We start from the raw sequence: 26,946 nt of genomic DNA on the forward strand, positions 1-26,946 counted from the left end.
TGGAGACAGTCTCAAGTCGCCCCGTCCGTTACCGCAGGGCAACGACAATGCGGGGGACGCCATGACCGACATTCAGCAACTCGACGAGCGCACCGTCGAACGTATCGCGGCCGGCGAGGTGGTCGAACGACCCGCCTCCGTGGTCAAGGAACTCGTCGAGAACGCAATCGACGCCGGCGCGAACCGCGTCACGGTGGCCGTCGAACGCGGCGGTACCGAGGGCATCCGCGTGACCGACGACGGCGTCGGGATGGACCGCGAGAGCGTCCAGCGCGCCGTCGAACAACACACCACCTCGAAGATTCGGGACATCGCCGACTTGGAGGGCGGGGTCGGGACGCTGGGCTTCCGCGGCGAGGCCCTCCACGCCATCGGGGCCGTCTCGCGCCTGACTATCACGACGCGGCCACGCGGGGGCGACGTCGGCACCGAACTCGTCGTCGAGGGCGGTGAGGTGACCGCGGTGAACCCCGCCGGGTGTCCGGAGGGGACGACCATCGAAGTCGACGACCTGTTCTACAACGTCCCCGCCCGCCGGAAGTACCTCAAGCAGGCCTCGACGGAGTTCGCCCACGTCAACACCATCGCGACGAGTTACGCGCTGGCGAACCCCGACGTGGCCGTCACGCTGGAACACGACGGCCGCGAGACGTTCGCCACGACCGGACAGGGGGACCTCCGCGAGACGGTGCTGTCCGTCTACGGGCGGGAGGTGGCGCAATCGATGATAGCGGTCCGCGCGGGCGCCAGCCCCGGGAACCGGCGAAGCGGGGAGCAAAGCGACCCGCAGAGCGGCGACGACCTGCCGGACGGGCCACTCGACGGCGTCTCCGGCCTCGTCTCCCACCCCGAGACCAACCGCGCCGGCCGGGAGTACCTCTCGACGTACGTCAACGGCCGCTACGTGCGCGCGAAGACGGCCCACGACGCCGTCGTCGACGCCTACGGCACCCAGATAGCGCCGGACCGCTACCCCTTCGCCGTCCTCTTTCTGGACGTGCCGGCGGGCGACGTGGACGTCAACGTCCACCCGCGGAAGATGGAGGTCCGGTTCGCCGACGACGAGGGGGTCCGCGAGCAGGTCCGTACCGCCGTCGAGGACGCCCTGCTGCGGGAGGGACTGCTCCGCTCGTCGGCCCCGCGCGGCCGCTCACAGCCCGAGCAGACGGAGATATCGCCGTCGCGGTCGAGCAGTGCCGACGCGTCCACCTCGGCGACACCGTCTAGTGACGGGACCGAGGACCGGCCGACCGAAACGACAGCGGCGGGCGACACGGCCAGTACGCCCGCCGACGCGGGGGCGACGGAGCGTGACGGCACCACCTCGACGGCCGGCGACACCACCGCTTCGGGTCGAACGGCCGGGGACGACGGCTCGACCGCCGACGAGCGTGCCGAGACGAGCGGCGGCGAGACGGGTACGGCGACGCCGCCGTCCGACGACCGATCCCGTTCGACAGGTGAGGCGGCCGGCGGGTCCGGAACGCCCGACGGTTCGCCGACCGAAGACGTACCGCCCGCCCGGAAGTTCTCCGGCGGCCACGAACAGGCCCGACTCGGCGAGAAACCCGAGGCGAACCACGATACGCTCCCGTCGATGCGGGTGCTGGGGCAGTTACACGAGACGTACGTCGTCGCCGAGACCGACGACGGCCTCGTCCTGATAGACCAGCACGCGGCCGACGAGCGCGTGAACTACGAGCGCCTGCAGGCCGAGTTCGCCGGTGAGACGACGACGCAGGCGCTGGCGGACCCGGTCGACCTCGAACTCACCGCCCGCGAGGCTGCCGTGTTCGAGGAACGAAGCGACGCGCTGGCGAGTCTGGGTTTCCACACCGCCCGGACCGGCGAGCGAACCGTCGAGGTCCGCACGCTGCCGGGCGTCATCGCCGACGCCGCCGGGCCGGACATCGTTCGGGACGTGCTGGGCGCGTTCGTCGGCGGCGAGAGCGAGGCGGCGACGACGGTGGAGGAAGCGGCCGACGAACTCCTCGGTGACCTCGCGTGTTACCCGTCGGTTACCGGCAACACGTCACTCACGGAGGGGTCGGTCCGGGACCTGCTGGCGGCGCTGGACGACTGTGACAACCCCTACGCGTGCCCGCACGGCCGGCCGACCGTCATCGAACTCGACCGGAGCGAACTCGAAGACCGATTCGAGCGGGACTACCCCGGCCACGGCGGCCGGCGCGAGTGACGACGTGGGGGCGTGACTCCGTCTCACTCGTCCAGCGCCCGTCGATACACGCTCTCCAGCCGCGCTGTCATCTGGTCGACGCCCAACGACCGGACGGCCGACCGGCCGTTCGACCGTTCCCTCCGGTCGAGGACGCGCGCGAGTGCGTCGGCGAGTTCGCCCTCGTCGGCACAGACCGCCGACGGCGTCACCCCGTCCAGCCGTTCCCGCACGTCGCCGACGTCGGTGGCGACCACCGGGAGGTTACACGCGAGCGCCTCCTTGACGGTGTTCGGCGACCCCTCACGGCGCGAGGTCAACAGCAACGCGTCGGCCGCGTTCATGTAGGTCGGGACGGCCGCCTGTTCCACTTCGTAGACGGCGTGGAGGCGGACCTCACGGTCGAGGCGTGAGCGAACGCCGTCGACGACGCGTTCGGCCAGCGGGTAGTTCTTCACGTCCCGGTCGGGCGTGTACGGGAACAGGACGTGTGCGGCGTCGGGGTCCCACCCCACCTCGCGGCGGGCCGCCGTCCGGTCCATCGGCCGGAACAGGTCGAGGTCCACCCCGTGCGGGACGACGGTCGCGTCGCCGTCGAGGCCGGCCGCCATCTCGTTGCTCATGACGACCGTCTCGTCGACCAGTCGGGCACAGCGCTCGCTGACCCACCCAAACTCCCCCATGAGGTCCGACCCCCAGAGGGTGAGGACGACGGGTCGACGTGGCTGGGCCAGCGCGAACGGTGCCGTGAGGCCGTAGTGGGCGTGGACGAGGTCGTAGTCGTCCCGGACCGCAGAGAGCACCCGGCCGTAGAACCGGAGATAGTGGTGGACGGAGCGACGCGCCGCCTTGCGCTCGGCCCGGTCGTCGCTGTCACGGCCCGGAACGGGTACGACGTCGCAGGCGTGTCCTCGCTCGCGGAGACGCTCGATACGTCGGTCGAAGAAGGGCGAACGGTGCGTCACGAGGTGGAGGAACCGCATCGGTGGCGTCCTCCCGTCGGCGGCGCAAAGTAATGGTGTCCCCATTGTCGGCCGTGTCGTGGTAGTAGTGCCCTTATTGGGCAGGTTCGATACCGCCGGCTTGCGAACCGGTGCGGTGTCCGGTCCGATTCGGCCGGTCGACGCGCCAGTCGCGTCCACAGAGCGGTCCGAAACCGGTTACCCGACGTAAGTTTGTAATTACAATCACGATACTGTGAGAGAGATAGTCGTATGGACGTGTTGGTTACCGACGGCTTCGAGAAGAAGTCGCTGACGGTGGTCAGGGCCGTCCAGTCCGTCGCCGACGAAGTCGGGGTGGTCGCACAGTTTCCGTTCTCGCTGACGGCCGCCTCCCGGTACACCGCTCGGGACCACCGCATCGAGGCCGACGACGCCGACGACTACGCGACCCAACTCGCCGCTGTCGTCGAGGAGTACGGCTACGAGTACGTCCTTCCGGTCAGCGGACGCACGACGGAAATCGTCTCGGAACACCGAGAGACGATTCCCGCCCCACTCGACCCGATTCTCCCGCCGAAACCGTCGTTCCGTCGGGCCATCGACAAGCACGACCTGCACTCGCTGGCCGGCGAGTTCGACATCCCGACGCCCACGTCGGTCCGTATCCGGTCGTCGTCGGACGTCACACGCGCTGTCGAGACTGTCGGCCCGTCGGGCGTGTTCAAGACGGGGAGCGAGACGGAGCCGCGTTTCCTCCGGTACGTCGGGTCCCCGGCGGAACTCCGGTCCACGTACCTGACCTACATGGAGACTCACGACTCTGACCCCGTCTATCAGGCCTACCTGAACGGTCGGGGCCGGGGCTTCTTCGGTCTCTACGTCGACGGGGAGTGTCGCGGCCACTACGCCCACCGGCGTATCCGCGAGTCGCCGCCGTCGGGTGGCAAGAGCGTCTGTGCCGAGTCCCTCTCGGACCCGGAACTGTACGCGTACGCCGACCCCCTGCTGTCGGCACTCGACTGGAGCGGCGTCGTGATGCTGGAGTTCAAGAACGACGCCGACGGAAACCCTCGACTGCTCGAATGTAACCCGAAGTTCTGGGGGTCGATGGGGCTGGGGGTCGCCTCGGGGATGAACTTCCCGCTCGCGCTGCTGGAGTACCTCTCCGAGGGGACGATGCCGGCGTTCGAATTCACGCCGGCCCGGTACCACTGGCCGCTCTCCGGCGACCTCCTGCACGCCGTGAAACGTCCGCGGAGCGCTCCGGCGGTCGCCGCCGACCTGCTCTCGCGGTCGACCCAGTCGAACCTCCAACTCACGGACCCGCTCCCTCACGTCGCCGAGGGCGCTCGTGCGATGGCGTCGGCCGTCGTCAGCGTCGACGGCCCGGTCAACTGACCGCCGGTGGCCCGGCACGGCCGACGGGCTGAATCGTACGCCGAGTCGGCCGGTTGAACTAAGCCCCAGTCTCTCGATACGCTGGGTATGTCACTGGTTACTTTCGGCGAGACGGCGCTCCGCTTTGTCCCGCCGGACGGACAGCGCTTCGAGACGGCCCGCGAGGTACGGATGCGGGCCGACGGCACCGCGAGCACCGTCGCGGCGACGGCGAGCAGACTCGGCGGCGACGCCGTCTGGCTCTCGAAACTGCCGGACACGCCGCTGGGCCGCCGCGTCGTCGCCGAACTCCACGAGCACGGACTGGAGACGGACGTGGTGTGGGCCGACGACGACGACGGACGGCAGGGCCTGACCTTCTACGAGGACGCCGCTGCGCCGCGACAGAGCAGACTGTTGCAGGACCGCGGCGATACCGCGATGGCGACGCTCACGCCCGGCGAGATACCGATGGGACGGATTCAGAACGCCGACGTCGTGTTCACCGCCGGGTCGATGGCCGCCCTCTCGGCGACGGCGGCGGAGACGGCCGGGGCGCTCCTCCGCGCCGCGCCGGGGATGCGGGCGTTAGACCTCGATTACCACCCGGGGCTCTGGAGCGCCGAGACCGCCCACGACACGCTCTCGGATCTGTTCGACGCGGTGGACTTGCTGTTCGCGAGCGAGGATCAGGCGAAGGCCGTCTTCGACAAGACGGGGCGGCCCCGCGAACTCGTCCATACCCTCGCGGCCGAGTACGACTTCTCTCGGGTCATCCTCACGCGCAGCGAACACGGCGTCGTCGCCTACCACGACACCGTCGTCCACGAACAGGACGCCTTCGAGACGGCCGCCGTCGATAGCTCCGGGCAACACGCCGCGCTGGTCGGGGCCGTCCTCCAGCGACTCGCCGACGGTGCGCCGACCGACGACGCACTCGCATACGGGAGCGCCGCGGCGGCGCTGACCCGGACGATGCCCGGGCCGCTCACACCGCTCGAACAGGCCGAAGTCGAACGCCTCGTCGAGTCACAGTCCGATCGCGGTCGGTGACCGGAGACTGGCGGGAAACCTCTTTCTGACCGGAATAAGCCGACTATACTGTTAACGCGGGCTCCCTTACCACCGCGTATGTCCTCGTTTCGCTCGGCACTCGTCCTCGCCGTCGTCCTCGCCGTGGTCGCTCCCGTCGGCGTCGGTGCCGCGCAGAGTGACCGGGTGACGCTTACGGTCACCATCGTCGACCAGAACGGCGACCCACTGAGCGACGTCGACGTCTACGCCACGTGGAACGACGGAGCGGGCGGCCCGGTCAACGAGACGACGCGGGCCAACGGACAGGCGCTCCTCGACGTTCCCGGGGATGCCGACGTGCGGATTCACGTAGACGACGACAGGTACATCCGCAACTCGCCGTACCTCGTCGCCGACGCGACCGCCCGGTCGGTCGAGGTGCCGGTCTCGAAGAGCGCCAGTGCGACGCTGACAGTGCGTGACACCGAGGGGGCCCCGGTCGAGAACGCACGGGTCCAACTCTATCGGTCGGGCCAGTTCGTCACGGACCAGCGCACGGACGCCGACGGCGTGGTCGAGACGCCCACAGTCGAGGCGGGCGAGTACCGCGTCCTCACGTCGAAGGACGGCTACTTCCGGAACTCCACGCGACTGGCAGTCACCGGTGAGACTGCGGCGACGCTGACGGTCGCAGAGGGGTCGGTGCTTGTCACCGTCACCGTCACCGACGACCACTTCCGGAGCTCCCGACCGCTTCGAAACGCCTCCGTCGCCGTCCCGTCGGTCGGCACCGTCCAGACGCTCTCGGACGGCGAGGCGACCATCAGCGTCCCGGTCAACGGCCAGTACACGTTCGAAGTGACCAAAGAGGGCTACGAAACCAGTCGACGGCAGGTTCGGGTCCGCGAGTCGCCCACGTCGGTCGACGTGGCCATCCGGCGGACGCCCCGGATCGAACTCGCGCCCGCCAACGAACGGGTCGTCGTCGGCGAGACGGTCCGTCTCGAAGCGACCGACGAGTACGGCGACCCCGTGGTGAACGCGACCGTCACGCGGAACGGGGAGACTGTCGGCACGACCGACGACGCAGGCGTCGCGACGGTCCCGGTTGACGCCGCGGGGAACGTGACCTTCACCGCGACGACGGGCGACCTCTCGGCGACGGCCAGCGTCGAGGGTATCGACCCGGACGCGACGGACACGTCGACCGAGACGGCTACCGAGACGGCGACGCCGACGGACACCGAGACGCCGACCGACGGCGGCGGCGGACTGGTCGGCGAGAGCGGGGACGGATTCACGCCGGTGACGGTCGTCGTCGCACTCGCCTTGCTCGTGGTGCTGGCGCTCCGGCGGCGGTAGCGGGACCCTTTTGGGCGCGAGGCACCCATCCGTGAGCAATGACTGTCCTCGAGGAGGTACACGCTGCCCACGAGGCGACGTTCCGTGAGGTCGGCGGCCGCCGCGTCGTCGACACCTACGGCCGTCCCGAGCGAACCCACCGCGCGGTTCGGAACGTCGTCGGGGTCTGTGAGTTCGGCTACGGCGTCCTCGTCGTCACCGGCGCGGACCGGGTCGAGTACGTCGACAACGCCGTCTCGAACCGCGTCCCCGACACAGACGGGCAGGGCTGTTACGCGCTCTTACTCGACCCGCAGGGACGCGTCGAGACGGATATGTACGTCTACAACGCTGGCGAGCGCTTGCTCGTCTTTACCCCGCCACAGGAAGCTACAGCGCTGGCCGAGGAGTGGCAAGAGAAGACGTTCATCCAGGACGTCGACGTCCGGGTCGCGACCGACGACTTCGCCACCTTCGGCGTCCACGGCCCGAAGGCCACCGAGAAGATTGCGAGCGTCCTCCATCAGGCCGCCTCGCCCGAGGCACCCCTCTCGTTCAACCGGGGCGAACTCGGCGACGTGGGCGTCTCGGTCATCCGCACCGACAACCTCGCCGGCGAGGAGAGCTACGACGTGGTGTGTGCGGCCGACGACGCCGAACCGGTGTTCGATACGCTCGTCAACCGCGGGCTGAACGCCGTCCCCTTTGGCTACCGGACGTGGGAGACGCTCACCATGGAGGCCGGGTCGCCGCTGTTCGACACCGAAATCGAGGGGCACGTCCCGAACGAACTCGGTCTGCGCAACGCCTTAGACTTCGATAAAGGGTGTTACGTCGGGCAGGAAGTCGTCTCCCGCATCGAGAACCGTGGCCATCCCCCGTCCCGGCTGGTCGGCCTCGCCGTCGACGAACTGCCCGACGCCGGTGCCGCCGTCTTCGCCGGGGACGAACACGTCGGCGAGGTCACCCGCGCCACCAACAGTCCGATGCGCGAGGCACCCATCGCGATGGCGGCGGTCGACTGGGACCTGCCAGACGCGGCCCTGACGGTCCGCGTCGATGGCGAGGGCGTCGAGGCGATGCAGACCGACCTGCCGTTCGTCGAGGGGTCGGCAGTCTCGGCTCGCCTCCCACAGTACTGAACGCCGGTTCTCGAGCGGAGCAATAGTTAACACGGGGTCCGCTCAACCACTATCCATGTCGGACACCGGCGGTGAAGCCCCGACGCCCTTCGAAACTATCGTCGAAGCGGCCGGTGACCCGATGTACACGCTCGACGAGCAGGGATGTTTCGAGTACGTCAACGACGCCCTCGTCGACCACGTGACCTATTCCCGGTCGGAACTCATCGGTCGCTCGGTTGCGCTGTTGCTCACCGACCGTGCCATCGAACGCTGTGTCGAAGTCATTCGCTCTCTCGTGCACGGTGAACGGGACGCCGAAACCGTGGAGATTCAGGTGACCCCCGGCGACGGGACGCGGCGTATCGCGGAGGTGACCATCGCGATGCTTCCGGCGGCCGAAGGATACCGGGGGACCGTCGGTATCGTCCGGGACATCACCGAACTACGGCGGAGCGAACAGCAACTGGCGGTACTCGAACGGATACTCCGTCACAATCTCCGGAACGAACTCACCGTCATCACGGGTCGGTCGGAGTACCTCCGCGAACAGGTCGACGACGAGGCCCTCGAACGACAGGCGGCACACATCTGTGCGGCCGCGGAGCGCATCCAATCGATCTCGGAGGGTGTCAGAGAACTCAGCACTGGCGTCCGTTCCGCCGAGGACCTCTCGACTCACGACCTCGCCGCCGTCGTCGACGATGTCGTCGAGGAGCAGACGACTGACTTCCCGGAAGCGACGGTGACCGTCGAGAGCACGTCGCCGGTCCCCGTACTGGCGACCAGTGCGGTTCGACTCGTCGTGCAGGAACTGGTCCAGAACGCGCTCGAACACGGCAGTGACCGACCGACCGTCACCGTCTCGATTCGAGAGTCCGACGACGAAGTCGTCCTCCGCGTCGTCGACGACGGACCGGGTATCCCGGAGACCGAGCGACGCGCCATCCAACAGAAGACAGAGTCACCACTGGAACACGGACAGGGACTCGGACTGTGGCTCGTGACGTGGGTACTCGACAGTTGCGGCGGCGACCTCTCACTCGAATCGCCCGACGACGGCGGGACGGTCGCAGCCGTCCGGTTGCAACGGCCCGAGTCGGGTCACGAGTAGCCCACGTCGTCTTCCGCGAACTCCGGTTCGCCCGTAGTACTCGACGGTCACCAGCCCCGTGTACGCCGAGAACGCGGCGAGACACGTCCCGCCGACCTGCGTCACCGCCGTCAGCGGGCCCCGACGGTCTGGTACTGCAGCGGTGCGAGAGTGAGCCACGGTCCGAGGACCGTCCCCGCGACTGCCGCCGCGAACCGCGGGCGGCCACGCTGGCGATCCGTCTGGACGTTCTTGCCGGCGAAAACGGCAGAGAGCGTCACGCGCCCCCGGACCCGAGTGCCAGCGGCCGACGAACGCGCCCGAACAGTGCGACAACGGCCGAGGCGACGGTGCAGTGAGCGGCCTTCGTGCGGCGGACTGGGGGCTGGCGACGGTAGCTACGTCGGACCGAGTCGCCGCTTCACTCGATGAGTGGGAGGACGATGCCGAACACGAGCGGCGAGAGCAGGCCCAGCAGGATGCCGAGCGCTACCATGTCGGTCAGCAGCACGTCGCCCCACGCCGGGAACGGTCCGAGAAGCGTGTGCCCGAGGAGTTCGCCGAGCGCGCCGAACGCGAAGAGGCCGACACCGAGGAAGAAGCCCCGTTTCGCCAACAGTCCGTGGTCCATATCGCGGTACTGTGTCATACTCGCCGGGTCGCTGTGGACTCACTAACCGCTTGCGCTTTGCGGGGAAAGGGTTATAATTCACATCGGCATACGCATCGCTGATGAACGGATTCGCCTCTGAATCGCTGGCTGAACTGCTCGGCCTCCTGCTCTCTGCGCTGGTCGCCGGCCTGCTGACCGTCGTCGGCGCCCTCACGGAGAGCGCTGGGCTCTCGAACCTGCTCGCCGGCCAGTCGGTGTTCGGACTCTGGGAACTGTGGATGGGCGCCGTCTTGCTGTATGCCGGCCTCTACATGCTCGGCTACAAGCGGGTGTGGCTGGGACTTCGGCAGACGGTGGCGGCGAACTGATTACGACCGAGACAGCAGCGCCTTCAGTTGCTCGCGGGAGAACAGCGTCGTCGGCCGGTCCATGTGGACGCCGATTTCGCCCTCGAACGCCTTCAGACCCGCCTTCTGAACTACTTTCGGTACCGAGTAGCCCGCCCGCACGGCGTGGCCAAGTCGTATCTCCTGTCGCAGGTCGTCGCGCCACGCGCGTTCGTAATCGCCCAGCGTCGCCGGGTCCTCGGGGTCGATTTCGCGGGCCGCGTGGTCCGCGGCGGTCATGCCGTAGAGAATGCCGCCGCCGGTGAACGGTTTCGTCTGGGCGGCGGCGTCGCCGATAAGGAACGACCGCCTGCCCGTGACGCGTTTCGGCGGGCCGATGGGGATGAGGCCCGAACAGCGCCGTGTCACGTTTGCGTCGTAACCGTCTGTAAACGTCTCGAAGCGCTCCCGGGCGTCGTCGCCCGGCGGCACCGCCAGTCCGTACTCGACGCCCGCCTCGCCGCGGGGGATGCGCCACGCGAAGAACTTCGGGACGGTGAGGTGGACGTCGACGAAGTCGCCGTGGTCGGCCGTCTCGTCGAACCCGAGGACCCGTGGAGCAGTTCGTCGGGTTCGGGGAGGCCGAGTTCCCGCCGGACGCGGCTCTTCGGGCCGTCACACCCGGCGACCATCCTCGCGCGGTGGGTCTCGATACCGTCCGGGCCTTTCACCTCGACGGTGACGTGGTCCGCTCGCGGGTCGTGTTCCTCCCCGCTCGCGTTTCCGAGGGTCTCGCGACCCTCGCTAACCCCGACGACGGTGTGTTCCTCGCGGACGTCGGCCCCGGCCTCGCGGGCCAACTCCGCGAGGTGGCGGTCCAACCCGACGCGGTCGATGACGTTCGAGATGACCTCGTCCTTGTAGAAGGGGTGGGCGTCGCTGCCCGGCCCGTCGGTGTGGAAGCGCGCGCCGGACACCTCGTTCTGGAGCAGTTCGTCGCGGGCGTCGTCGGTGTAGGCCCAGACGTCGGTACTGACGTGGCCCGAACAGGCCAACGGTTCGCCCACCGTCCCCTGTTCGAACGCGAGAACGTCGTACCCTTGCTCGGCGGCCCGCCGGGCGTAGCGGGCGCCAGCGGGGCCGACGCCGACGACGACGACATCGTGCATACGTGTCGCGTCGGCGCCGCGAGACAAGTACTTTCTCGATTCGTGTCGGAAACGGCCGGGACACTCTCGTTTCGAGCGGGCAAACGGCGTGCTGGCTCGTCTCAGTTACCGACCGCGGGCGGCCGTCCGTGGCTGTTTCGTTCCGCGAGCCAGCCGCCGAGTCGCCCGCCCGCCCAGCCCAACAGCACGGAGAGCCCGACGACCAGTCCGAGTATCGTCACCAGAAAGCCGGCCGTCAAGACGCTCGCCGCCGCCACGAACGGCAGCGGACCGCCCAGTGCGGTGGCGGCGCCGAGGATGTCCGCCAGTAGCAAGGCGACCGGCAGGGCGCCGACGAGTCCGGTCCGGACGCCGACGGGGGTACTCTCGAGGCCGTGTCGCTTCGCGAGGTAGCCGGTGGCCACTGCGGCGACGAACACCGACGAGAACGCCATCGCTTCGCCGCTGCTCCAGTAACTGGCCACGGTGAACGGAATCGTCGCCAGACCGCCGGGGATGGCGTACGTCCAGGTCACACTCAGTTCGGGGTGGAGGGAACCAATCCGGGTCACAACCGATTATTCTATACCGAACTACATAAATTCAATCTAAACGCCACGATTGCGGGTCGGTGGTCGGGTCCTGACGATATTTGTCGCTTCAGCCCGTCTCGACCGGTATGGAAGCGTATCAGCCAGGGGTGTGTAACATCGGGTCGACACAGCGTCGCGCGCGTCGGCAGGCCGGTATCGGGTCGTTCGGCGTCGCCGCGGCTATCGTCCTCGCCGTCGCGCTCTCCGTGCTCCCGACCGGCGCACTGTGGGCCACCGCGCCGTTCCTCTTTGGCGGGTGGCTCGGCGTCCTACAGGACTACTTCCGGTTCTGTGTCGCCTTCGGAGCGCTGGCCCGGTACGACCTCTCGGGGTCCGGCGGCGCCGCCGGGTCGGTCGCCGAACGTGAAGCCGTCGCTGCCGACCGCAAGCGCGCCGCGACGATTCTCGGTATCGCCGCCGTCTTCAGCGCCGTCTCGACGGCTCTCGTCGTCGCGCTGGGCTCGCTCCTCTAGACGACGGCGAGGCCGCGTGGCACCTGCTCGTACGCCGCCTCCCACGACCCGACCCGGTCCCAGTCCGTCCCGTCGGCCGACCGGAACAGGCCGTGGTTCGTCACCGCGCATATCGCCCCGTCGGGGTCCGGTGCCAGCACCGCCCGCGAGAGGCCATCGGGGGCCGGGAGGCCGTCCATCGCCGTCTCCCACCGGTCGCCGGCCCACCGATAGACGTAGCTCTCGCCCGTCGTCGAGTGGGCCGACCGGGGACCGCTCGCGGCCGAGACGACCACGCAGTCGGCGTCGTTCGGGTGGACCGCCAGCCCCCAGACGTAGCGGTGGTCGAGTCCGGTCTGGGGGTACTGCCACGTCTCGCCGCGGTCTTCTGACTGGGCGTAGCCGTCGCCAGCGGCCGTGTACACCCTCGCCGGGGCGTCGGGGTGGACGGCCAGCGTGTGGTTGTCACGTCGCCCGCCAGCGGGGTGGTCGACCCACGTCTCGCCGCCGTCCTCGCTCCGGACGAACGCCCCGGCCTCGATGGCGACGTACACCCGGTCGGGGTCGTCCGGGGCGACGGCCAGCCACCGGACGTGGTGGGTGTGGGGCCGCGGCGGGAACGACCACCGCGAGGCCGAGTCGAGGTCCGTGAGGCCGTCCCGTTCGGTCCACGTCTCGCCGCCGTCCGTCGACCGATAGACGGCGCTCGGCTCCGTGCCCGCCCACACCACGTCTTCGTCGTGTGGACTGACGGTGACGCTCGTCACTCTGTCGGCTGCGTCCAGTACTCGTTCCCACGTCTCGCCCCCGTCGGTCGTTCGCTGGAGTCTTGCACCGACCGTCCCGACGAAGGCCCGGTCGGGCGCTCGCTCGTCGGCGGCGACGCATTCGAGCGTGTGGTCGCGCAGGCGCTCGGTCCACTCGCCCGACCCGACGAGCAACCGGTCCGAGAGAGCGGCGTAGCACGTGTCCATACCACTCCTACGTCGGCGAGGGGCAGAAAGATTGCGCGCTCACCGGCTGACCGACCGGGTCAGCGCGAACACGTACAGCGCGATGAAGAAGGCCCCGAGGAACGCTTCCGACTGTGCGACGACGTTGACCATCCCGTCGTCGACGGCCCCCACGCCGCCGAGGAAGAAGGCGATGAACGACCCGAGGCTCAACTGGAGGTACTGCCCCACGTCGGCGAACAGGCGGGGCGCGAGCGCGAGGTAGAGGGCCGCGTAGCCGACGACGAGCGCCACTGACGCGCCGAGCGTGTAGGAGGGGCGCTCGCCGTACCCCGTCGTCAGGAACAGGAAGCCGTTCAGCCCCCAGCGACCGAGGCTCCGGACCCGGCCCCAGAGCGGTGTACTCCTGTCGACGACGCGACCGGCGTGGGTCCGGCGGCGATAGGCCAACTGCGAGACGAAGAAGGCGGAGGCGGCGGTGTTGTCCGCGATGTCGTTGGCGCCGTTCTTCGCCCGGAGGTAGGTCACCTCGCCGTCGGCGGCCGGGATGGTCCCCTCGACGGCCGTCGCCAACCGGTCGTAACGCTCGCGGGCCTCTGCCGGGAGCGACTGGTCGGCCGCCCGGGTCGCCGCTCGCTCCAGCAGTGCGGCGACCGTCTCGTCGCCGGCCGCATCCACCACCGTTTCGAGTGCGTTCGGATACGCGACCGTCGTCCGAAGCGGGGCCGCGAGCGCGTCGGCGAGTTCGTGGAGGCGGTAGTCGGCGGCCTCCAGGTCGACGTCGTCGTCGTCCCGCACGTCGAACCCGTCGAAGCGAGTCCGGTGGAACGCCAGTCGGTCCAGCGGCCCGTCCGACCCCCCGCCGGTGAACTTCACCGTCCCCAGCGTGGCCTGTTCGAGGTCGTAGACGACCGTCCCATCGGCGGGTTGGCCCAGCGTCCCGCCGCCGACCGCACTCCCGGACAGCGACACGAGCGCGACTCCGTCGGGGCCCGCGGCCATCGGCGACAGGTCGACAGTGTCGACGGTGCAGTCCTCGACGGCCACGACGCCGAGACAGCGCACGTCCGCGGCGGTCACGCGGTCGACCACGCAGTCGGTGAGCCGCGGACTCGCCAGCGTCGCCTCGTCTAACTGGAGGTCCGCGACCGTCGCGTCGTCGACGGTCGGGCGGACGAGCGTGCTCCCCGTGAGGTCGACCCGCTCGGCGTCCAGTCCGGTGAAGTCGGTGCCGACGAACGTCGAGTTCTTCAGCACCAGTTTCATCGACACCGCCGCGTCGGCGAAGGTGCCACCGGCGAGCGTCGCGTCGGGAAGGTAGAACCGCTCGGCCTCGATACGCTCGAACACCGCCTCGTCGTAGCTCGTCTCGTTGAAGTAGCCCCCACCGAACGTCGCGTCGTCGAAGTCGGCCATCCCGAAGTCGGTGTGGTGGAAGGAGCCGTCGCCGACGGTGGCGTCGTCGAACGCCGCTTCCCCCACGCTCGCCCGGTCGAAGTCGACAGCCTCGAAGGTGGCGTCCCGGCAGTCCACGCCGTCGACGCGCACGCCGGCGAACGCGCCCGACTCGACGGTCGCCCCGCGGGCGTCGAGTTCGTGGTAGACGCCGTCGAGCCGCAGCTCGCCGACGGTCGCCCCCCGGAGGTCCAGCCGCTGGCCGACCTCGCTGTCGGTGCCGTCCAGCCGGTCGATGCTGGCGCCCCGGAGGTCTATCGGGTAGTTGTCCGTGGCGTCGACCACCGCCATCGAGAGGTCAAGCGTCGCGATGTCGGCCCCGAGGAACTGCTTCGACCGACGGCGTGCCGTCCGGTCGCCGTCCGCGCCCGACTCCACGGCGTCTAAGAACGCCGCCGACACGTCGACGTCCGCGGGCGTCTCGGCGGGCGGACGGTGGAACGGGCAGTGGTCGGCGTCGGCCATCGCGTCGTGTGGACAGCGCCACGTCTCACTGTCGGCTATCGACTCGTGCTGTGCCGCCGGTTCACACTGGAAGCGACACTGGCCGTCCCCCGCGCCCGACCAGACCATCAGTACTCGAACCCGTCGGCAGGGACCGTAATAAGTGCTGTCCGCTCAGTCGTCGGCGGCGACGGCCTCGGTGCCGATGCGCCGGTCGAGGAAGTCGTCGAGCAACTGGAACAGTCGAATCTTCTGGTCGATGTCCGAGGAGGCGTGGCCCTCCTCGCCGAGTTCCTCGTACTCGTAGTCACCCTTGGGACCCTCTGTATAGCCGAAGTCGTCCAACGCCGCCCGGAACAGGCGGGCCTGCGAGACGGGGACGCGGCGGTCGTTGACGCCGTGGAGCACGAACAGCGGGGCCGCGAGGTTCTCGACGTACTCGACGGGCGACCGCTCACGGTAGAGGTCGGGGTTCTCCTGTGGAGTCCCGAGGTTCTTCTCCATCAGTTCCGTGCGGTAGTGGGGCATCGTGTTCTCGTACTGGTCTTCGAGGTCGGTGAGGCCTATCCACGCCACGCCGGCGTCGTAGAGGTCGGGGTACTGGACCATCTGCCAGTACGCCGAGTAGCCGCCGTAGGACCCGCCGAAGACGGCCACGCGCTCGTCGTCGACCCACTCGCGCGTGTCGAGGACGCGTTCGGCGGCCGTCGCCACGTCGCCCTGTTCGGCCCCACCCCAGTCGTCGTACAGTCGCTGGACGAACTCGCGGCCGCGGCCGGTCGACCCCCGGTAGTTCACCTGCAACACCGAGAAGCCCCGCTGGACGAGGAACTGCGTGTAGAGGTCGAAGGACTTCGTGTCCATCCCGCGCGGGCCGCCGTGTGGGTTGACGACGAGCGGCGACGGCCGCTCGCCGGAGTCGTACAGCAACGCGCCGATGTCCAGCGTCTCGTAGGGGTCGTGGTCGACGGCGGCCTGCGGCGTCTCTGGAACGCCGTCCGACGCGACGGTGAAGTACTCGGCGTCGGCGAAGTCCTCGGGCGAGAACGGACCGTACTCGGCCTCGACGAGCGTCTCGTACTCGTCGGTCGCGAGGTCGTATGCCAGCAGGTCGGGCCGGCGCGTCGGCGTCGTGTGGGTCAGCAGGACCCGGTCGTCGGCCAACGTCGACTCCCCGGCGAACGTGGCGACGCCCTCGGGGAGGTCGAGTTCGCGGGCCTCGCCCGACTCGGCGTCGTAGACGACGGGCATCTTCGCGGCCTCGCGGGTCCGCGTCACGAGGAAGCGCTCGCCGTCGGGCGTGAAGCCGTGTGGCTCCTCCTCGAACTCGCCGCCGAACCACGCAACCTCGTCGGTTTCGAGGTCGTAGACGCCGGCCCGCGTCAGGTCGGCGCTGTTGTCCGAGACCAGCAGTCGGTCGCCGTCCGGGTCCCAGTCGACGGGTGCCGCCTCCGCGCCCGTCTCGCCGACGCCGAGGTTCCGGGGGTTCGAGCCGTCGGCGTCGGCCAGATACACGTCCATGTTCTCGAAGTCCTCGGCCTCGTTGGTCGTGTAGGCGACTCGGTCCCCGTCGGGCGAGAGCAGACCGGTCCAGACGGCCCGCTCGTAGTCGGTCAGTTTCGCCGTCTCCCCGGTCGAGAGGTCGTGGCCGTAGAGGTTCATCTGCCCGTCGCGTGTCGACCCGACCAGCAGCGTCTCGCCGTCCTCGCCGACGTCGTGGATGACGACCTGCCCGTCCATCTCGACGACCGGTTCGACGGCCCCGCCCCGGTCGATGGCGTACACGTCGTTCTGTTCGTCGCCGGCGTCGTCGAGGTGGAAGAACACGCGCTCGCCGTCGGCGCTCCACTCGACGTGCCAGCGGGCGTTCCGTGGGACTTCGCCGTCGCTCCACCGTTCGGACTCGCCGCTGTCGGGGTCGAGGACGTGCAGTTCGTTGCGGCCGGTGCCGTCGTAGTAGAAGGCGACGGACTCGCCGTCGGGGGACGCGGTCGGATGTGCCAGTGTGGGCAGACTGGCGAGCGCCTCGAGTGTCTCCGAACTGTCAGGGTCAGACATTCAGCCCGACACAGGACCGGTCCGCATGTAGAAGTTCTGCCCGGATACGACAGGACAGGTCCGGGCCCTGTCGTCAGTCGTCGTCGGCCTTCGCCGCGGCGTCGTCGCCCTCGACGGGGTCGCGGTCGGCGCGCGGCCCTTCCAGTTCGACGTCGGGGAGGAGGTCACGCAGGTACTGGCCGGTGAACGACGCTTCGGTCCGCGCGACTGCCTCGGGGGTGCCCTCGGCGACGAGTTCGCCGCCGTTCTCCCCGCCTTCGGGGCCGAGGTCGACGATGTGGTCCGCGTTCTTCACGAGGTCCAGTTCGTGTTCGATGACGACCACGGTGTTGCCGTCGTCAGTCAGGCGGTGGAGGACGTCGATGAGTTTCCGTTCGTCCTCGGGGTGGAGTCCCGTCGTGGGTTCGTCCAGCAGGTACAGCGTCTCGCCGGAGTCTTTCTTGCCCAGTTCCTCGGCGAGTTTGACCCGCTGGGCCTCCCCGCCCGAGAGCGTCGTCGACGGCTGGCCGAGCGTCATGTAGTCCAGCCCCACGTCTTTCAGTAACTGGAGGCGACGGCGGATTCCGGGGTGGCTCTCGAAGAAGTCGTAGGCCTCCTCGACGCTCATCTCCAGCACGTCGGCGATGGTCGCGCCCTTGAACTCGACGTCCAGCGTCTCGTCGTTGTAGCGGGCGCCGCCACACTCCTCACAGGGAACCTGTACGTCCGAGAGGAAGTTCATGTCGATGGTGACGGTCCCTTGCCCGCCGCAGGCCTCACACCGGCCGCCCTTGACGTTGAAGGAGAAGCGCCCTTTCTCGTAGCCGCGCTGTGTGGCGAGGTTCGTCTCGGCGAACAGTTCGCGGATGTGGTCGAAGACGTTGGTGTAGGTCGCGGGGTTCGACCGCGGGGTGCGGCCGATGGGTGACTGGTCGATGAGGCGCACCGTCTCTATCTGGTCGATGCCCTCGATAGCGTCGTGTTCGCCGGGGTTGACGTCGGTGTCGTTCATCCGGCGGACCAGTCCCTTGTAGAGGATGTCGTGCATCAGCGTCGACTTCCCGGACCCGGAGACGCCGGTGATGGCGGTGAACGTGCCCAGCGGGAACTCGACGTCTAAGTCAGCGAGGTTGTGCTGGCGTGCGCCCGCGACCGTGAGGTGGCCGTCGGCCTCGCGGCGCTCGTCGGGCACCGGAATCGCCCGGTCGCCGGCCAGATAGTCGCCGGTGACCGATTCCTCGGTGTTCATCAGTTCCTCCTGCGGGCCGTTGACGACGACTTCGCCGCCGCGCTTGCCCGGCCCCGGACCCATGTCGATTATCTGGTCGGCCCGGCGCATCGTCTCGGTGTCGTGTTCGACGACGAGCAGGGTGTTGCCCAAATCGCGCAGTTCCTCCAGCGTGTTCAGCAGGCGGTCGTTGTCGCGCTGGTGGAGGCCGATAGAGGGTTCGTCCAGTACGTACAGGACGCCCACCAGACCGGAGCCGATTTGCGTCGCCAGCCGGATGCGTTGGCTCTCGCCGCCGGAGAGGGTGGACGCCTCGCGGTCCAACGTGAGGTACTCCAGTCCGACCTCCTGCATGAAGCCAAGACGGGCGCGAATCTCCTTCAGAATCTCCTCGGCGATCTTCGTGTCCCGTGCCGAGAGGTTCGCCTCCAGCCCCTCGAAGTGTTCGAGCGCGTCCCCGATGGACATCCGGTTGACCTCGGTGATGGCCGTGCCGTCCACCAGCACCGCGCGGGACTCGGCTTTCAGGCGGGTCCCCTCGCAGGCGGGACACGTCGTCGTCGCCATGAACTCCTCGATGTGCTCGCGGGCGCGGTCGGAGTCCGTCTCGACGTGGCGGCGTTCGAGGTTCGGGATGACCCCCTCGAAGCGTTCGGTCTTCTCCCGCGTGCCGTTTTTCGTGCGCCACTGGAAGTGGACGACGTCGTCGGTCCCGTAGAGGAACTGCCGCTGAATCGCCTCGTCGAGTTCTTCGAAGGGGGTCTCCAGCGAGACGCCGAAGTGGTCGGCGACGTTGTCCAGTTGCCGGGAGTAGTAGGTCCGGTCGTAGCTCCACGGCTCGAAGACGTGCTTGAGCGGCTTCGAGGCGTCCCGAATCACGAGGTCCTCGCTGACCTCCTTCGTCTCGCCCAGTCCCTCACACTCGGGACAGGCGCCGTGGGGCGAGTTGAACGAGAACGAGCGGGTCTCGACCTCGGAGATGTCGATGCCACAGTGCGTACAGGCGAGGTCCTCGGAGAGTTCGACGACGAGTCGGTCCTCGTCGGCGGCTTCCTCGTCCGCCTCGGCGTCGGCCAGGTCTCCGGTCGCGCGGGCGGTCGACCCGCCGAGCGCGTCGGCGGCCCCCTCCGGCGGGGCCGGCAGGACGACCTTCAGCGTTCCGTCGGCTTCGGTCAGGGCCGTCTCGACGGAGTCGTTGATGCGCGAGCGAGCGTCCGCGGAGACCTTCACGCGGTCGACCACCACGTCGACGGTGTGGTCGTAGTTCTCGTCGAGTTCGGGCCGGTCGAGGGTGAGGTCGTACTCCTCGCCGTCGACTTCGACGCGCGAGTAGCCGTCACCCACGAGGTCGTCGAACAGGTCCTCGAAGGCTCCCTTCTGGTCGCGGACGACCGGGGCACACAGTTTCGCGCGAGTCCCCTCGGGGAGTTCGAGGATGCGCGAGACCATGTTCTGGGCGGACTGCTCGCCAACCTCGCGGCCACACTCCGGGCAGTGTGGCACGCCGACGCGGGCGTACAGCAGACGGAGGTAGTCGTGGAGTTCCGTGACCGTCCCCACCGTCGAGCGGGGGTTGTTGGCGGCGTTCTTCTGGTCGATTGAGATGGCCGGTGAGAGGCCTTCGACGTTCTCGACCTGTGGCTTGTCCATTTGACCGAGGAAGTTGCGGGCGTAGGCTGACAGCGACTCGATGTAGCGTCGCTGGCCCTCCGCGTACACCGTCTCGAAGGCGAGCGACGACTTCCCCGACCCCGACAGCCCCGTGACGACGGTGAGTTCCTCGCGTGGAATCTCCACGTCGACGTCCTTGAGGTTGTGTTCCTCTGCACCCCTGACCTCGATGACGTCCTTGCTCATCTATGGGTTCCCCAGGGACGGGATTCGTGAAACCCTGTCGGTTGCCCGCGCACCCTATTTTCATCTGATACGAAACCCTACGAAAAGTTTCAAGTCGCCGCTGTGTGAGTCGGGTGTATGAGCGAGTCGACGTCGAAGTACGACATACAGGGAATCGAACTCACAGACGACACGTACACTGTCGAGCAGAGCCTCGTCCGGAACAAGTACAAGGCGATGGACGCCGCCGGCAACGTCGTCCTGCGGGGCAAGCAGAAGATGTTCAAACTCAAAGAGAAGTTCCCGTTCGTGGACGCCGACGGGAACGAGGTGTTCGAGGTCAACGCCGGCGGCATCATCGACGTGGCCGGCAACTACGTCCTGACCGACTCCCAGACGGGCGAGGACGTCGTCGTCCTCGACAACGACTACTCCATCCTGCAGGACACGTGGAAGGTTCGCGACGCCCAGACCGAGGAGAAACTCGCCGAGATAAACTCCCGTGGCGCGATGGTGACGCTGGCCCGGAACGTCCTTCCCTTCGGTCACTGGATCCCCCACAAGTACGAGATCACCGACCGGAACGGCGACCACGTCGGCAACATCGACGGTCAGTTCTCGCTGAAGGACCGCTACGAGATAACCATCGACGACGCCAGTTCCGTCCCGAAAGAACCCATCATCGCTGCGGCGATGGTCATCGACGCGATTCAGGGCAACTGAGCGGCCGATCCGGTCTACAACTGCTCTGGCACCAGTCCGCCGTCGACTTCGACGTTCTCCCCGGAGATGTAGTCGGAGTCCTCGTCGAGGAAAAAGAGGAGCGCCTGTTGCATGTCCTCGAAGGAGGCCGGTCGCCCGCGCGGCAGGTCGTCGGGGAACTCGTCGGAGTTCTCGACGGTGTAGGGGGAGACGGCGTTGACCGTGATGCCGTCGTCTTGGGTCTCGGCGGCGAGCATCCGCGTGAACATGATGACGCCGGCCTTCGCGACGTAGTACGGGAAGTTCACGGGGTCGACGTAGGTCCGCTCGGCGGTGGCGTAGCCGACGTTGACGATGCGGCCCCACGACCCCTCGCGCATCGCCGGGAGGGCACGCTTCGCACAGAGGCAGGTGGCGTCGAAGTTCGTCGTCATCACCGTCCGCCACGTCTCGTAGTCGATGTCCTCCCAGTACGAGGGGGCGAACGCGCCGACGTTGTTGACCAGCACGTCGACTTGCCCGAGGTCGGCCTCCACGCTCTCGAAGATGGCGTCGACGGCGTCGGGATCGGTCACGTCGCCCTGTACCGTCGTCGCCGTCGCGCCCCGTTCGCGGGCCGCCTCGGCCACCTCGGCGGCGGCCTCGGCGCTCGTGTTGTAGTGGACGGCCACGTCGGCCCCGTGGTCGGCGATAGCGAGCAGGAGTTCGCGGCCGACGCCCTTCGCGCTCCCGGTCACGAGTGCGGTGCGGCCGTCGAGGTCCGGTGTGAGCATACCATCGCTAAGGAGCGCCCGGATGAAAACCCCCACCGGAAGGCTTCTTGCCGTCCCACCCCGAGGACGGGTATGTATCGGCGGACGTTCCTCCGGCGCGTCGGCGCCGCCAGCGTCGGGGCCGCCGCGGTCACTGGCGCTGCCAGCGGCCATCCCACGCCGACGGACGACGGCACCGCCCGAACGCCCGCGGGGACGCCGACCGGCCGCGACACACTCGGGACGCTCGACCTGCCGGGTGCCCACGAACTGGTCACCAGTCCGGACGGCCACACTGCCTACGTCGCCACCGGGACGGGGGTCGCCGTCGTCGATGTCACCACCCCCACGAATCCGCGCCTTATCACCCACCGGACGGACCTGCTGGCCGACAGCGCCGAGGGGCCGATGGAGGAAGTGCAGGACCTCGCGCTCCTCGGGGAGCGACTCCTCGTCACCGGCCCGGCCCATCCCGCAGAGGGCGCTCACGGCCTCGTCGTCTTCGACGTGACCGACCGTCAGTCGCTCGACCGGGTCGGCGGCTACGAGGTCGACACCGTCGTCCACAACTGCGACTTCGACGGCCGGTACGCTTACCTCACGGCCAACAGTCGCGAGGGGAACCCCCTGCTGGTCGTCGACACCGAGACGGAACGGGAGGCCGGGACGTGGTCGCTGTTCGACGCCGACGAGGCGTGGCGAGACGTGCCCGGAACCCTCCGCCCCCTGCACGACGTGTGGGTCCACGGTGACCGGGCCTATCTCGCGTACTGGGACGCCGGGACGTGGATTCTGGACGTCTCGGACCCGGTCGACGTCTCGCTCGTTTCGCGGGTTCGCGGGCGCGATCCGGCGGCACTGGCCGACGTCGAATCACCGTCCGTCGAGCGGAGCGAACCGCCGGGCAACGACCACTTCGTCACGGTCAACGAGGACGCGACGCTCCTCGGCGTGGGGAGCGAGTCGTGGGACCTCGACGACGACGGCTCTGGCGGCCCGAGTGGCATCGAACTGTTCGACGTTACCGACGAGACGGCCCCCGAGTCCGTCGCCACTATCGGCCCGCCGCCGACGAGCGACCCGACGCCCGGCGGCGTGTTGACGACGGCGCACAACTTCGAACTCACCGACGGCCGCTGCTACGCGGCGTGGTACAACGGCGGCGTCACCGTCCACGACGTCCGCGACCCCGCCTCTCCGCGCGAGGTGTTCGCGTGGCGCGACTCCGAGACGACGTCGTTCTGGACGGCCCAGCGGGGTACTGGGTGTTTCCTCGCGGCCAACACGAACGCCAACGCCGGGTCGGAGGTCGCCCCCGGCGTCTACACCTTCCCGGACCCGCGTCTCGGGGCATCCACCGATGAGACTGATTCGGCCACGGGCGGCGGGGTACCCATCGTCGGGGCCGCCGGCGACGGGTTCGGCGTAGCCGCGGCGCTCGCGGCCGTCGGTCTCGTAGCGTGGCGACTTCGGCGCTGAGGCGTCTGGCCCGGTAAAGCGTCGCTCAGGCGAGCGCGCTCGCAACCGCGGCGGCGACGCTGCGGGCGCGTTCGGCCAGTTCCTCGGGGACGGTCCCGGCCTCGACGGCCGCGTCGAGTTCGTCGTCGTCGACGCGTTCGACGGTGCCGTCGGCGTGCTTGACGACGTCGACGTGCAGGTCCACGTACCGGGCGGTGTCCGGGAATATCTCGACTGGCGTACAGACGTTGACGTAGGTCCCCTTCGTCTCGCCGTCGCTGTCCCGGTAGGTCGTCGGGTACCACCACCGCCCCTCCTTCAGTTTCGTCTCCGCGACGTCGCCGGCCTCCTTCGGGGTGCCGAGGGCGTCGTACTCGCCGCCGGCACGCATCTCTCGCTCGACGGTGACCGTCCCGTCGGCGTCGACCGACTGTACGTCGGCCCGACCCAGCGTGATGAGGCGGCCGTCCGGTTTCCCGTGGCCGAGGGTGAGCGACCCGCCCGTCTGCGGGCCGAACTGTCGGGCGGTCACGGCGAAGGGGAAGTCCGTATCGCCGCCGCTTCCGGGGTCCGAACACAGCGCCTCCACGTAGTCGACGGCGGCGCTGGCGGCGCTGGACCCGGCTTTCACGCGATGGTGGCCCTGCATCGTCGTCGTCACTTCGCGTCGCTGCTCGTCCAGTGCGAAGCGGCTTTCCCGGCCGAACCACACCCACGTCGTCGCGCCGCCGTCGTGGTAGCGGTGGGGCGCGACCTCGGCGGCCGGGTCGGTGCCGTCGAGGGCAGTATCGACGGCTTCGGCCCGGTCGTTGGCCGCCGAGAGCGCGTCGGCTAGCGCGTCGAACGACGCGTCGTCGCTCTCGCGCTCCCACGAGACGCCCCAGCCCTCGCGGGGGTCGGCCGATATCACGTCCAGCATCGCCGGGCCGCCGGCAGTCGTCGAATTCGACCCGCCGCGTTCCAGCGTGAGGACGTCGCCGCGGACTGCGACGGTCCCGTCGAGGACGGGCCGACCGTCGGTCCACGGCGCGCTCCCCTCGACGACCTGCACGCGCAGGCGGTCGCCGGTCTCGACCCGGCTCTCGGCGTTCGAGTACGGGAGGAAGCCCTCTCCGTCGCCGCAGTCCACGACCGCGCCGCTTCCGAGCGTCTCCGTCACTTCGCCGGCGTACACCGCGCCCTCGGGCAGGGGGTCGGCCCACCAGAGCGTGTCCCGACCGAGGTCGGTACACAGGTCGACGACTCGCCCGACGGTGTCGCTGTCGCCGCTGACGCCGACGCCCTGCCGGTCGTCGGTGGTCGACACCGTCGCCGCCGCTCGCTCGGCCGCGAAGTCGGCGTCGAAGCGGTCCTCGATGGGGCCCGACGCCTGTACGACGTCGAGGCCCGCATCGTCAAGCAGGTGGGTCAGCGCCGTCGTGTAGATGCCCCTGATGCGGACGCTCATAGCGCGTCTCGCTCGGTCGCGAAGCGGACCCGCCCGTCGACGGTCGGGCCCAGCGTCAGTTCGACCACGTCGTCGTTCAGCACTCGCCCGCCCTCGACCGGGACGCCCCACGAGTCGAAGCGGAGGTAGCCGCGGATGTCGTCGGCGTGCGTGAAGAGGTCCAGATACTCGACGGTGTGTGTCTGGACGTCCGCGGAGCTATGGGCGACGTCCATGTCCGAGTGGACCGTCTCCAGATCGGCGAAGAACGCTTCGAGGTCCTCGGCGGCCGCGTCGGTTGCGGCGACGACGGCTTCGGAGGCGGCTTCGATGGTCGTCTGTTCGACGCCGGCCTGCCGGAGCGCACGCTGTTCGCGCTGTGTGAAGTGCATACCCGCTCTTGCGGCGGGGGATAGAAAACGTCGCGGACTCAGGCCATCGCGTTCAGCACCAGGATGAGGGCGCCAAACAGGATGCCGAAGGCCACGATGGTTCGCGGGTCGATACGGATGGTGTTCTGGTCCTCGGCGTCGAAGTACCGGACCAGTCCGGCACTCGACATCAGCCCGCCGCTGTCGCTGCTCATACCACAGATTGTCCACTCGCCGGGAGTAAGCCTTTCGGGTTCGCCCCCGGCGCACCCACATGGACAATCCTTATCTGGCACCACAGGTTACATCGAAGAGAACCATGACGGTCACGCTCAAGGACTTCTACGCCGATTGGTGCGGCCCCTGCAAGACTCAAGACCCTATCCTCGAAGATCTAGAGGAGGAGTGGACTGACGTCGAGTTCGAGAAGATCAACGTCGACGAAGAACAGGACGTCGCCAACGAGTATCAGGTACGCTCCCTGCCGACGCTCATCGTCGAGAACGACGACGGTATCGTCGAGCGCTTCGTCGGCGTCACGCAGGCCGAGGACCTCGAAGACGCGCTCTCGCAGGCCGGCGCGTAAGCACTGTTTCGCCACTTTTCACGGTCCCATCTTCCCCACAGCGACCGCTCAGTCCGTCGAGGACGACGCCTGCTCGAACCGACTCGCCGGGAGCAACAGGTCGTGGACCTCGGGGAGGTGCTTGACGTTGTAGACGATTTTCGCGTCCGACTCGGGCGCGACGATACAGGAGAGGCGAATCCCCCTGTCGTGGAGTTCCTGCGGGAGGATGTGACTCGCCGGTGAGGGCATCTCGCCCTCGACGACGGCGACGGCACAGTTCGTACAGGCGCCACCGCGGCAGGCGAAGGGCCACGCGTACCCCTCGTCTTCGGCGGCTTCGAGCAAAGACTCGTTCTCCGCGACGTGGAACCGGCCGTAGTCCGCCGGGTCGAACCCGCCGTCGGCGGCCTTCTCGAAGAGGTCGTCGTCGTCGAGGTTCCACCCCTCGTCCGCGACGACTTCGTAGTTTAGGTACTCGACCTCGATGCCCTCGGGTTCAGGGGGGTCGGGCTCCGGTTCGGGGTCCGCCTCGGCCGCAGTGGGGCCGGGCGCTGGCCCGGTCGGCGGATACCGTGGCTCGTCGCCTGGTTCGTAGCCGTTCTCGATGCGCTCGTAGGCGTCTTGGACGGCCTGAAACGCCTCGGCCGACCCGCCCTGGTCGGGGTGGGTCTCCTTGACTCGCTCCCGGTACGCGTCGACGATGTCGGCCTCGTCTGCGTCCGGGTCGACACCGAGTATCTCGAATGGGGAGGCCACACCGGGGAGTAGGACTGCGGGGTGAAAAGTCTCTCTTCGCCGGTCGCTACTGGAATCGGACGCCGAGGTCGTGCATACCGTCGTTGTGGCGGGCGACGTTGATGAGCAGCGGCGTCACCGCCTCGACTTCGGCGGCGTTCGAGAGGGGGCCGCCGTCTAGAGCGCGCAGGCCGACGATGCCCTCCGCGAGTTCGCAAACCGTGTCTTTCGCGTCTGTGTCGTCGCCGACGACGACCGTGTCCCAGTCGAGGTCGGCGTCTAAGTTCGCCAGCCGACCGGCGGCGAGGTTGTGGAACGCGCCGACGACGGGCGTCCCGTCGGGAGCGGCCTTCGCGGCCAGTTGCGTGACGCTGCCGACGCCGGGACGGTTGTAGTGGAAGCCGTCTTCGTCCCGCTTCATCCCGACGGCCGGCGCGACGAGGGTGGCGTCACCGAGTTCGTCGGCGATGCTCTCGACGGTGTCCGTGAGGTGGTAGGCCGGGACGGCCGTGACGACCACGTCCGCGCGAGCGGTCGCGTCCTCGTTTGCCAGTCCCTCGATGGTGACGTCCTGTCCGCGGCTGTCGAGTTCGGTCTCGTACTCTTCGGCCTTGGCCTCGGCTTTCCCGGCCTCCCGTGACCCGACGATGACGGTATGGTTCGTGTCGTACGCCCAGCGAAGGGCGAGTCCCTCGCCGATGTCACCGGTCCCGCCGAGTAGCGCGATATCCATATCTACGCGGTAGGCCGACCTCCGAATAAGCGTTGTGCGACCGGTGGGAC

At 68.6% G+C, this 26,946-nt stretch carries 25 protein-coding genes and 1 pseudogene; 11 read left to right on the forward strand and 15 right to left on the reverse strand.

Translation table 11 applies throughout. The features are described from left to right. Window positions 1–61 precede the first annotated feature (61 nt). Window positions 62–2,197, forward strand: a complete 2,136-nt coding sequence (mutL, locus tag G9465_RS05645; protein ID WP_166968230.1) for a DNA mismatch repair endonuclease MutL — start codon at window positions 62–64, stop codon at window positions 2,195–2,197. 23 nt (window positions 2,198–2,220) lie between these two features. Here mutL and G9465_RS05650 read toward each other — a convergent pair whose 3' ends face one another. After that, on the reverse strand, window positions 2,221–3,159 hold the full coding sequence (locus G9465_RS05650; RefSeq protein WP_166968231.1) for a glycosyltransferase: 939 nt from the start codon (window positions 3,157–3,159) through the stop codon (window positions 2,221–2,223). 231 nt (window positions 3,160–3,390) lie between these two features. On the opposite strand from G9465_RS05650, the gene G9465_RS05655 reads away from it, so the two are divergent. From G9465_RS05655 to G9465_RS05675, 5 genes are all read left to right on the forward strand, one after another. Next, the gene (locus tag G9465_RS05655) at window positions 3,391–4,518 is read left to right on the forward strand and encodes an ATP-grasp domain-containing protein (protein WP_166968232.1); all 1,128 of its coding nucleotides are present in this window, start codon (window positions 3,391–3,393) and stop codon (window positions 4,516–4,518) included. An 87-nt stretch (window positions 4,519–4,605) separates the two neighbouring features. Next, window positions 4,606–5,550, forward strand: coding sequence for a sugar kinase (locus tag G9465_RS05660; RefSeq protein ID WP_166968233.1), 945 nt, complete (start codon window positions 4,606–4,608; stop codon window positions 5,548–5,550). Between the two features lie 78 nt (window positions 5,551–5,628). After that, on the forward strand, window positions 5,629–6,873 hold the full coding sequence (locus G9465_RS05665; protein ID WP_166968234.1) for a carboxypeptidase-like regulatory domain-containing protein: 1,245 nt from the start codon (window positions 5,629–5,631) through the stop codon (window positions 6,871–6,873). A 38-nt stretch (window positions 6,874–6,911) separates the two neighbouring features. Then, the gene (locus G9465_RS05670) at window positions 6,912–7,994 is read left to right on the forward strand and encodes an aminomethyltransferase family protein (protein WP_166968235.1); all 1,083 of its coding nucleotides are present in this window, start codon (window positions 6,912–6,914) and stop codon (window positions 7,992–7,994) included. 55 nt (window positions 7,995–8,049) lie between these two features. Next, on the forward strand, window positions 8,050–9,087 hold the full coding sequence (locus tag G9465_RS05675) for a PAS domain S-box protein (protein ID WP_166968236.1): 1,038 nt from the start codon (window positions 8,050–8,052) through the stop codon (window positions 9,085–9,087). Window positions 9,088–9,197: 110 nt separating this feature from the next. Here the strand turns inward: G9465_RS05675 and G9465_RS05680 are convergent, their stop codons facing one another. Then, window positions 9,198–9,347 (reverse strand): hypothetical protein, encoded by a 150-nt coding sequence (locus G9465_RS05680; RefSeq protein WP_166968237.1) that lies wholly within the window; start codon window positions 9,345–9,347, stop codon window positions 9,198–9,200. Between the two features lie 140 nt (window positions 9,348–9,487). After that, window positions 9,488–9,715, reverse strand: coding sequence for a hypothetical protein (locus G9465_RS05685; protein WP_166968238.1), 228 nt, complete (start codon window positions 9,713–9,715; stop codon window positions 9,488–9,490). 83 nt (window positions 9,716–9,798) lie between these two features. Here G9465_RS05685 and G9465_RS05690 point away from each other — a divergent pair, with 83 nt between their 5' ends. Beyond that, complete coding sequence (locus tag G9465_RS05690; protein ID WP_166968239.1) at window positions 9,799–10,047, forward strand: hypothetical protein; 249 nt, start codon at window positions 9,799–9,801, stop codon at window positions 10,045–10,047. Here the strand turns inward: G9465_RS05690 and G9465_RS05695 are convergent. Both G9465_RS05695 and G9465_RS05700 read right to left on the reverse strand, forming a co-directional pair. Next, window positions 10,048–11,174 (reverse strand): annotated as a pseudogene (locus tag G9465_RS05695) (geranylgeranyl reductase family protein). It abuts the gene before it with no gap. Between the two features lie 101 nt (window positions 11,175–11,275). Then, window positions 11,276–11,725 carry a DUF5518 domain-containing protein gene (locus G9465_RS05700; RefSeq protein ID WP_166968240.1) on the reverse strand — a complete coding sequence of 150 codons (450 nt, stop codon included), beginning with the start codon at window positions 11,723–11,725 and terminating at the stop codon, window positions 11,276–11,278. 107 nt (window positions 11,726–11,832) lie between these two features. On the opposite strand from G9465_RS05700, the gene G9465_RS05705 reads away from it, so the two are divergent. Then, window positions 11,833–12,219: a hypothetical protein gene (locus tag G9465_RS05705; protein WP_166968241.1), complete on the forward strand. Its 387-nt coding sequence runs from the start codon at window positions 11,833–11,835 to the stop codon at window positions 12,217–12,219. Here the strand turns inward: G9465_RS05705 and G9465_RS05710 are convergent. From G9465_RS05710 to uvrA, 4 genes are all read right to left on the reverse strand, one after another. Beyond that, on the reverse strand, window positions 12,216–13,172 hold the full coding sequence (locus G9465_RS05710; RefSeq protein ID WP_166968242.1) for a hypothetical protein: 957 nt from the start codon (window positions 13,170–13,172) through the stop codon (window positions 12,216–12,218). The genes G9465_RS05705 and G9465_RS05710 overlap by 4 nt on opposite strands. Before the next feature lie 39 nt (window positions 13,173–13,211). Further along, window positions 13,212–15,179, reverse strand: coding sequence for a pentapeptide repeat-containing protein (locus G9465_RS05715; RefSeq protein WP_166968243.1), 1,968 nt, complete (start codon window positions 15,177–15,179; stop codon window positions 13,212–13,214). Window positions 15,180–15,224: 45 nt separating this feature from the next. After that, the gene (locus G9465_RS05720) at window positions 15,225–17,108 is read right to left on the reverse strand and encodes a prolyl oligopeptidase family serine peptidase (protein ID WP_166968244.1); all 1,884 of its coding nucleotides are present in this window, start codon (window positions 17,106–17,108) and stop codon (window positions 15,225–15,227) included. Window positions 17,109–17,181: 73 nt separating this feature from the next. Next, entirely contained in the window at window positions 17,182–20,172 is a 2,991-nt protein-coding gene (uvrA, locus tag G9465_RS05725) for an excinuclease ABC subunit UvrA (RefSeq protein ID WP_166968245.1), read from the reverse strand. 117 nt (window positions 20,173–20,289) lie between these two features. Here uvrA and G9465_RS05730 point away from each other — a divergent pair, with 117 nt between their 5' ends. Next, window positions 20,290–20,874 (forward strand): LURP-one-related/scramblase family protein, encoded by a 585-nt coding sequence (locus tag G9465_RS05730; protein ID WP_166968246.1) that lies wholly within the window; start codon window positions 20,290–20,292, stop codon window positions 20,872–20,874. 14 nt (window positions 20,875–20,888) lie between these two features. On the opposite strand, the gene G9465_RS05735 is transcribed toward G9465_RS05730, so the two are convergent. Next, window positions 20,889–21,626: an SDR family NAD(P)-dependent oxidoreductase gene (locus G9465_RS05735; protein ID WP_166968247.1), complete on the reverse strand. Its 738-nt coding sequence runs from the start codon at window positions 21,624–21,626 to the stop codon at window positions 20,889–20,891. 72 nt (window positions 21,627–21,698) lie between these two features. Here G9465_RS05735 and G9465_RS05740 point away from each other — a divergent pair, with 72 nt between their 5' ends. Then, window positions 21,699–23,084, forward strand: coding sequence for an LVIVD repeat-containing protein (locus G9465_RS05740; protein ID WP_166968248.1), 1,386 nt, complete (start codon window positions 21,699–21,701; stop codon window positions 23,082–23,084). 25 nt (window positions 23,085–23,109) lie between these two features. Here G9465_RS05740 and G9465_RS05745 read toward each other — a convergent pair whose 3' ends face one another. From G9465_RS05745 to G9465_RS05755, 3 genes are read right to left on the reverse strand one after another with little or no spacing between them, the layout of a single operon-like run. Continuing rightward, window positions 23,110–24,510, reverse strand: a complete 1,401-nt coding sequence (locus G9465_RS05745) for a DUF402 domain-containing protein (protein WP_166968249.1) — start codon at window positions 24,508–24,510, stop codon at window positions 23,110–23,112. Continuing rightward, window positions 24,507–24,881: a hypothetical protein gene (locus G9465_RS05750; RefSeq protein ID WP_166968250.1), complete on the reverse strand. Its 375-nt coding sequence runs from the start codon at window positions 24,879–24,881 to the stop codon at window positions 24,507–24,509. The genes G9465_RS05745 and G9465_RS05750 overlap by 4 nt, the downstream gene beginning before the upstream one ends. Window positions 24,882–24,919: 38 nt before the next feature. Then, window positions 24,920–25,075, reverse strand: a complete 156-nt coding sequence (locus G9465_RS05755) for a preprotein translocase subunit Sec61beta (protein ID WP_166968251.1) — start codon at window positions 25,073–25,075, stop codon at window positions 24,920–24,922. Between the two features lie 104 nt (window positions 25,076–25,179). On the opposite strand from G9465_RS05755, the gene G9465_RS05760 reads away from it, so the two are divergent. Continuing rightward, entirely contained in the window at window positions 25,180–25,446 is a 267-nt protein-coding gene (locus tag G9465_RS05760) for a co-chaperone YbbN (RefSeq protein WP_166968252.1), read from the forward strand. Window positions 25,447–25,494: 48 nt separating this feature from the next. Here the strand turns inward: G9465_RS05760 and fer are convergent, their stop codons facing one another. After that, entirely contained in the window at window positions 25,495–26,184 is a 690-nt protein-coding gene (gene fer, locus G9465_RS05765) for a ferredoxin Fer (protein WP_166968253.1), read from the reverse strand. Between the two features lie 46 nt (window positions 26,185–26,230). After that, window positions 26,231–26,896, reverse strand: a complete 666-nt coding sequence (npdG, locus tag G9465_RS05770) for an NADPH-dependent F420 reductase (RefSeq protein ID WP_166968254.1) — start codon at window positions 26,894–26,896, stop codon at window positions 26,231–26,233. Window positions 26,897–26,946 lie beyond the last annotated feature (50 nt).

Origin of the sequence: Haloarcula sp. JP-L23 (genome assembly GCF_011602445.1) — an archaeon.
Lineage (GTDB): Archaea > Halobacteriota > Halobacteria > Halobacteriales > Haloarculaceae > Haloarcula > Haloarcula pellucida.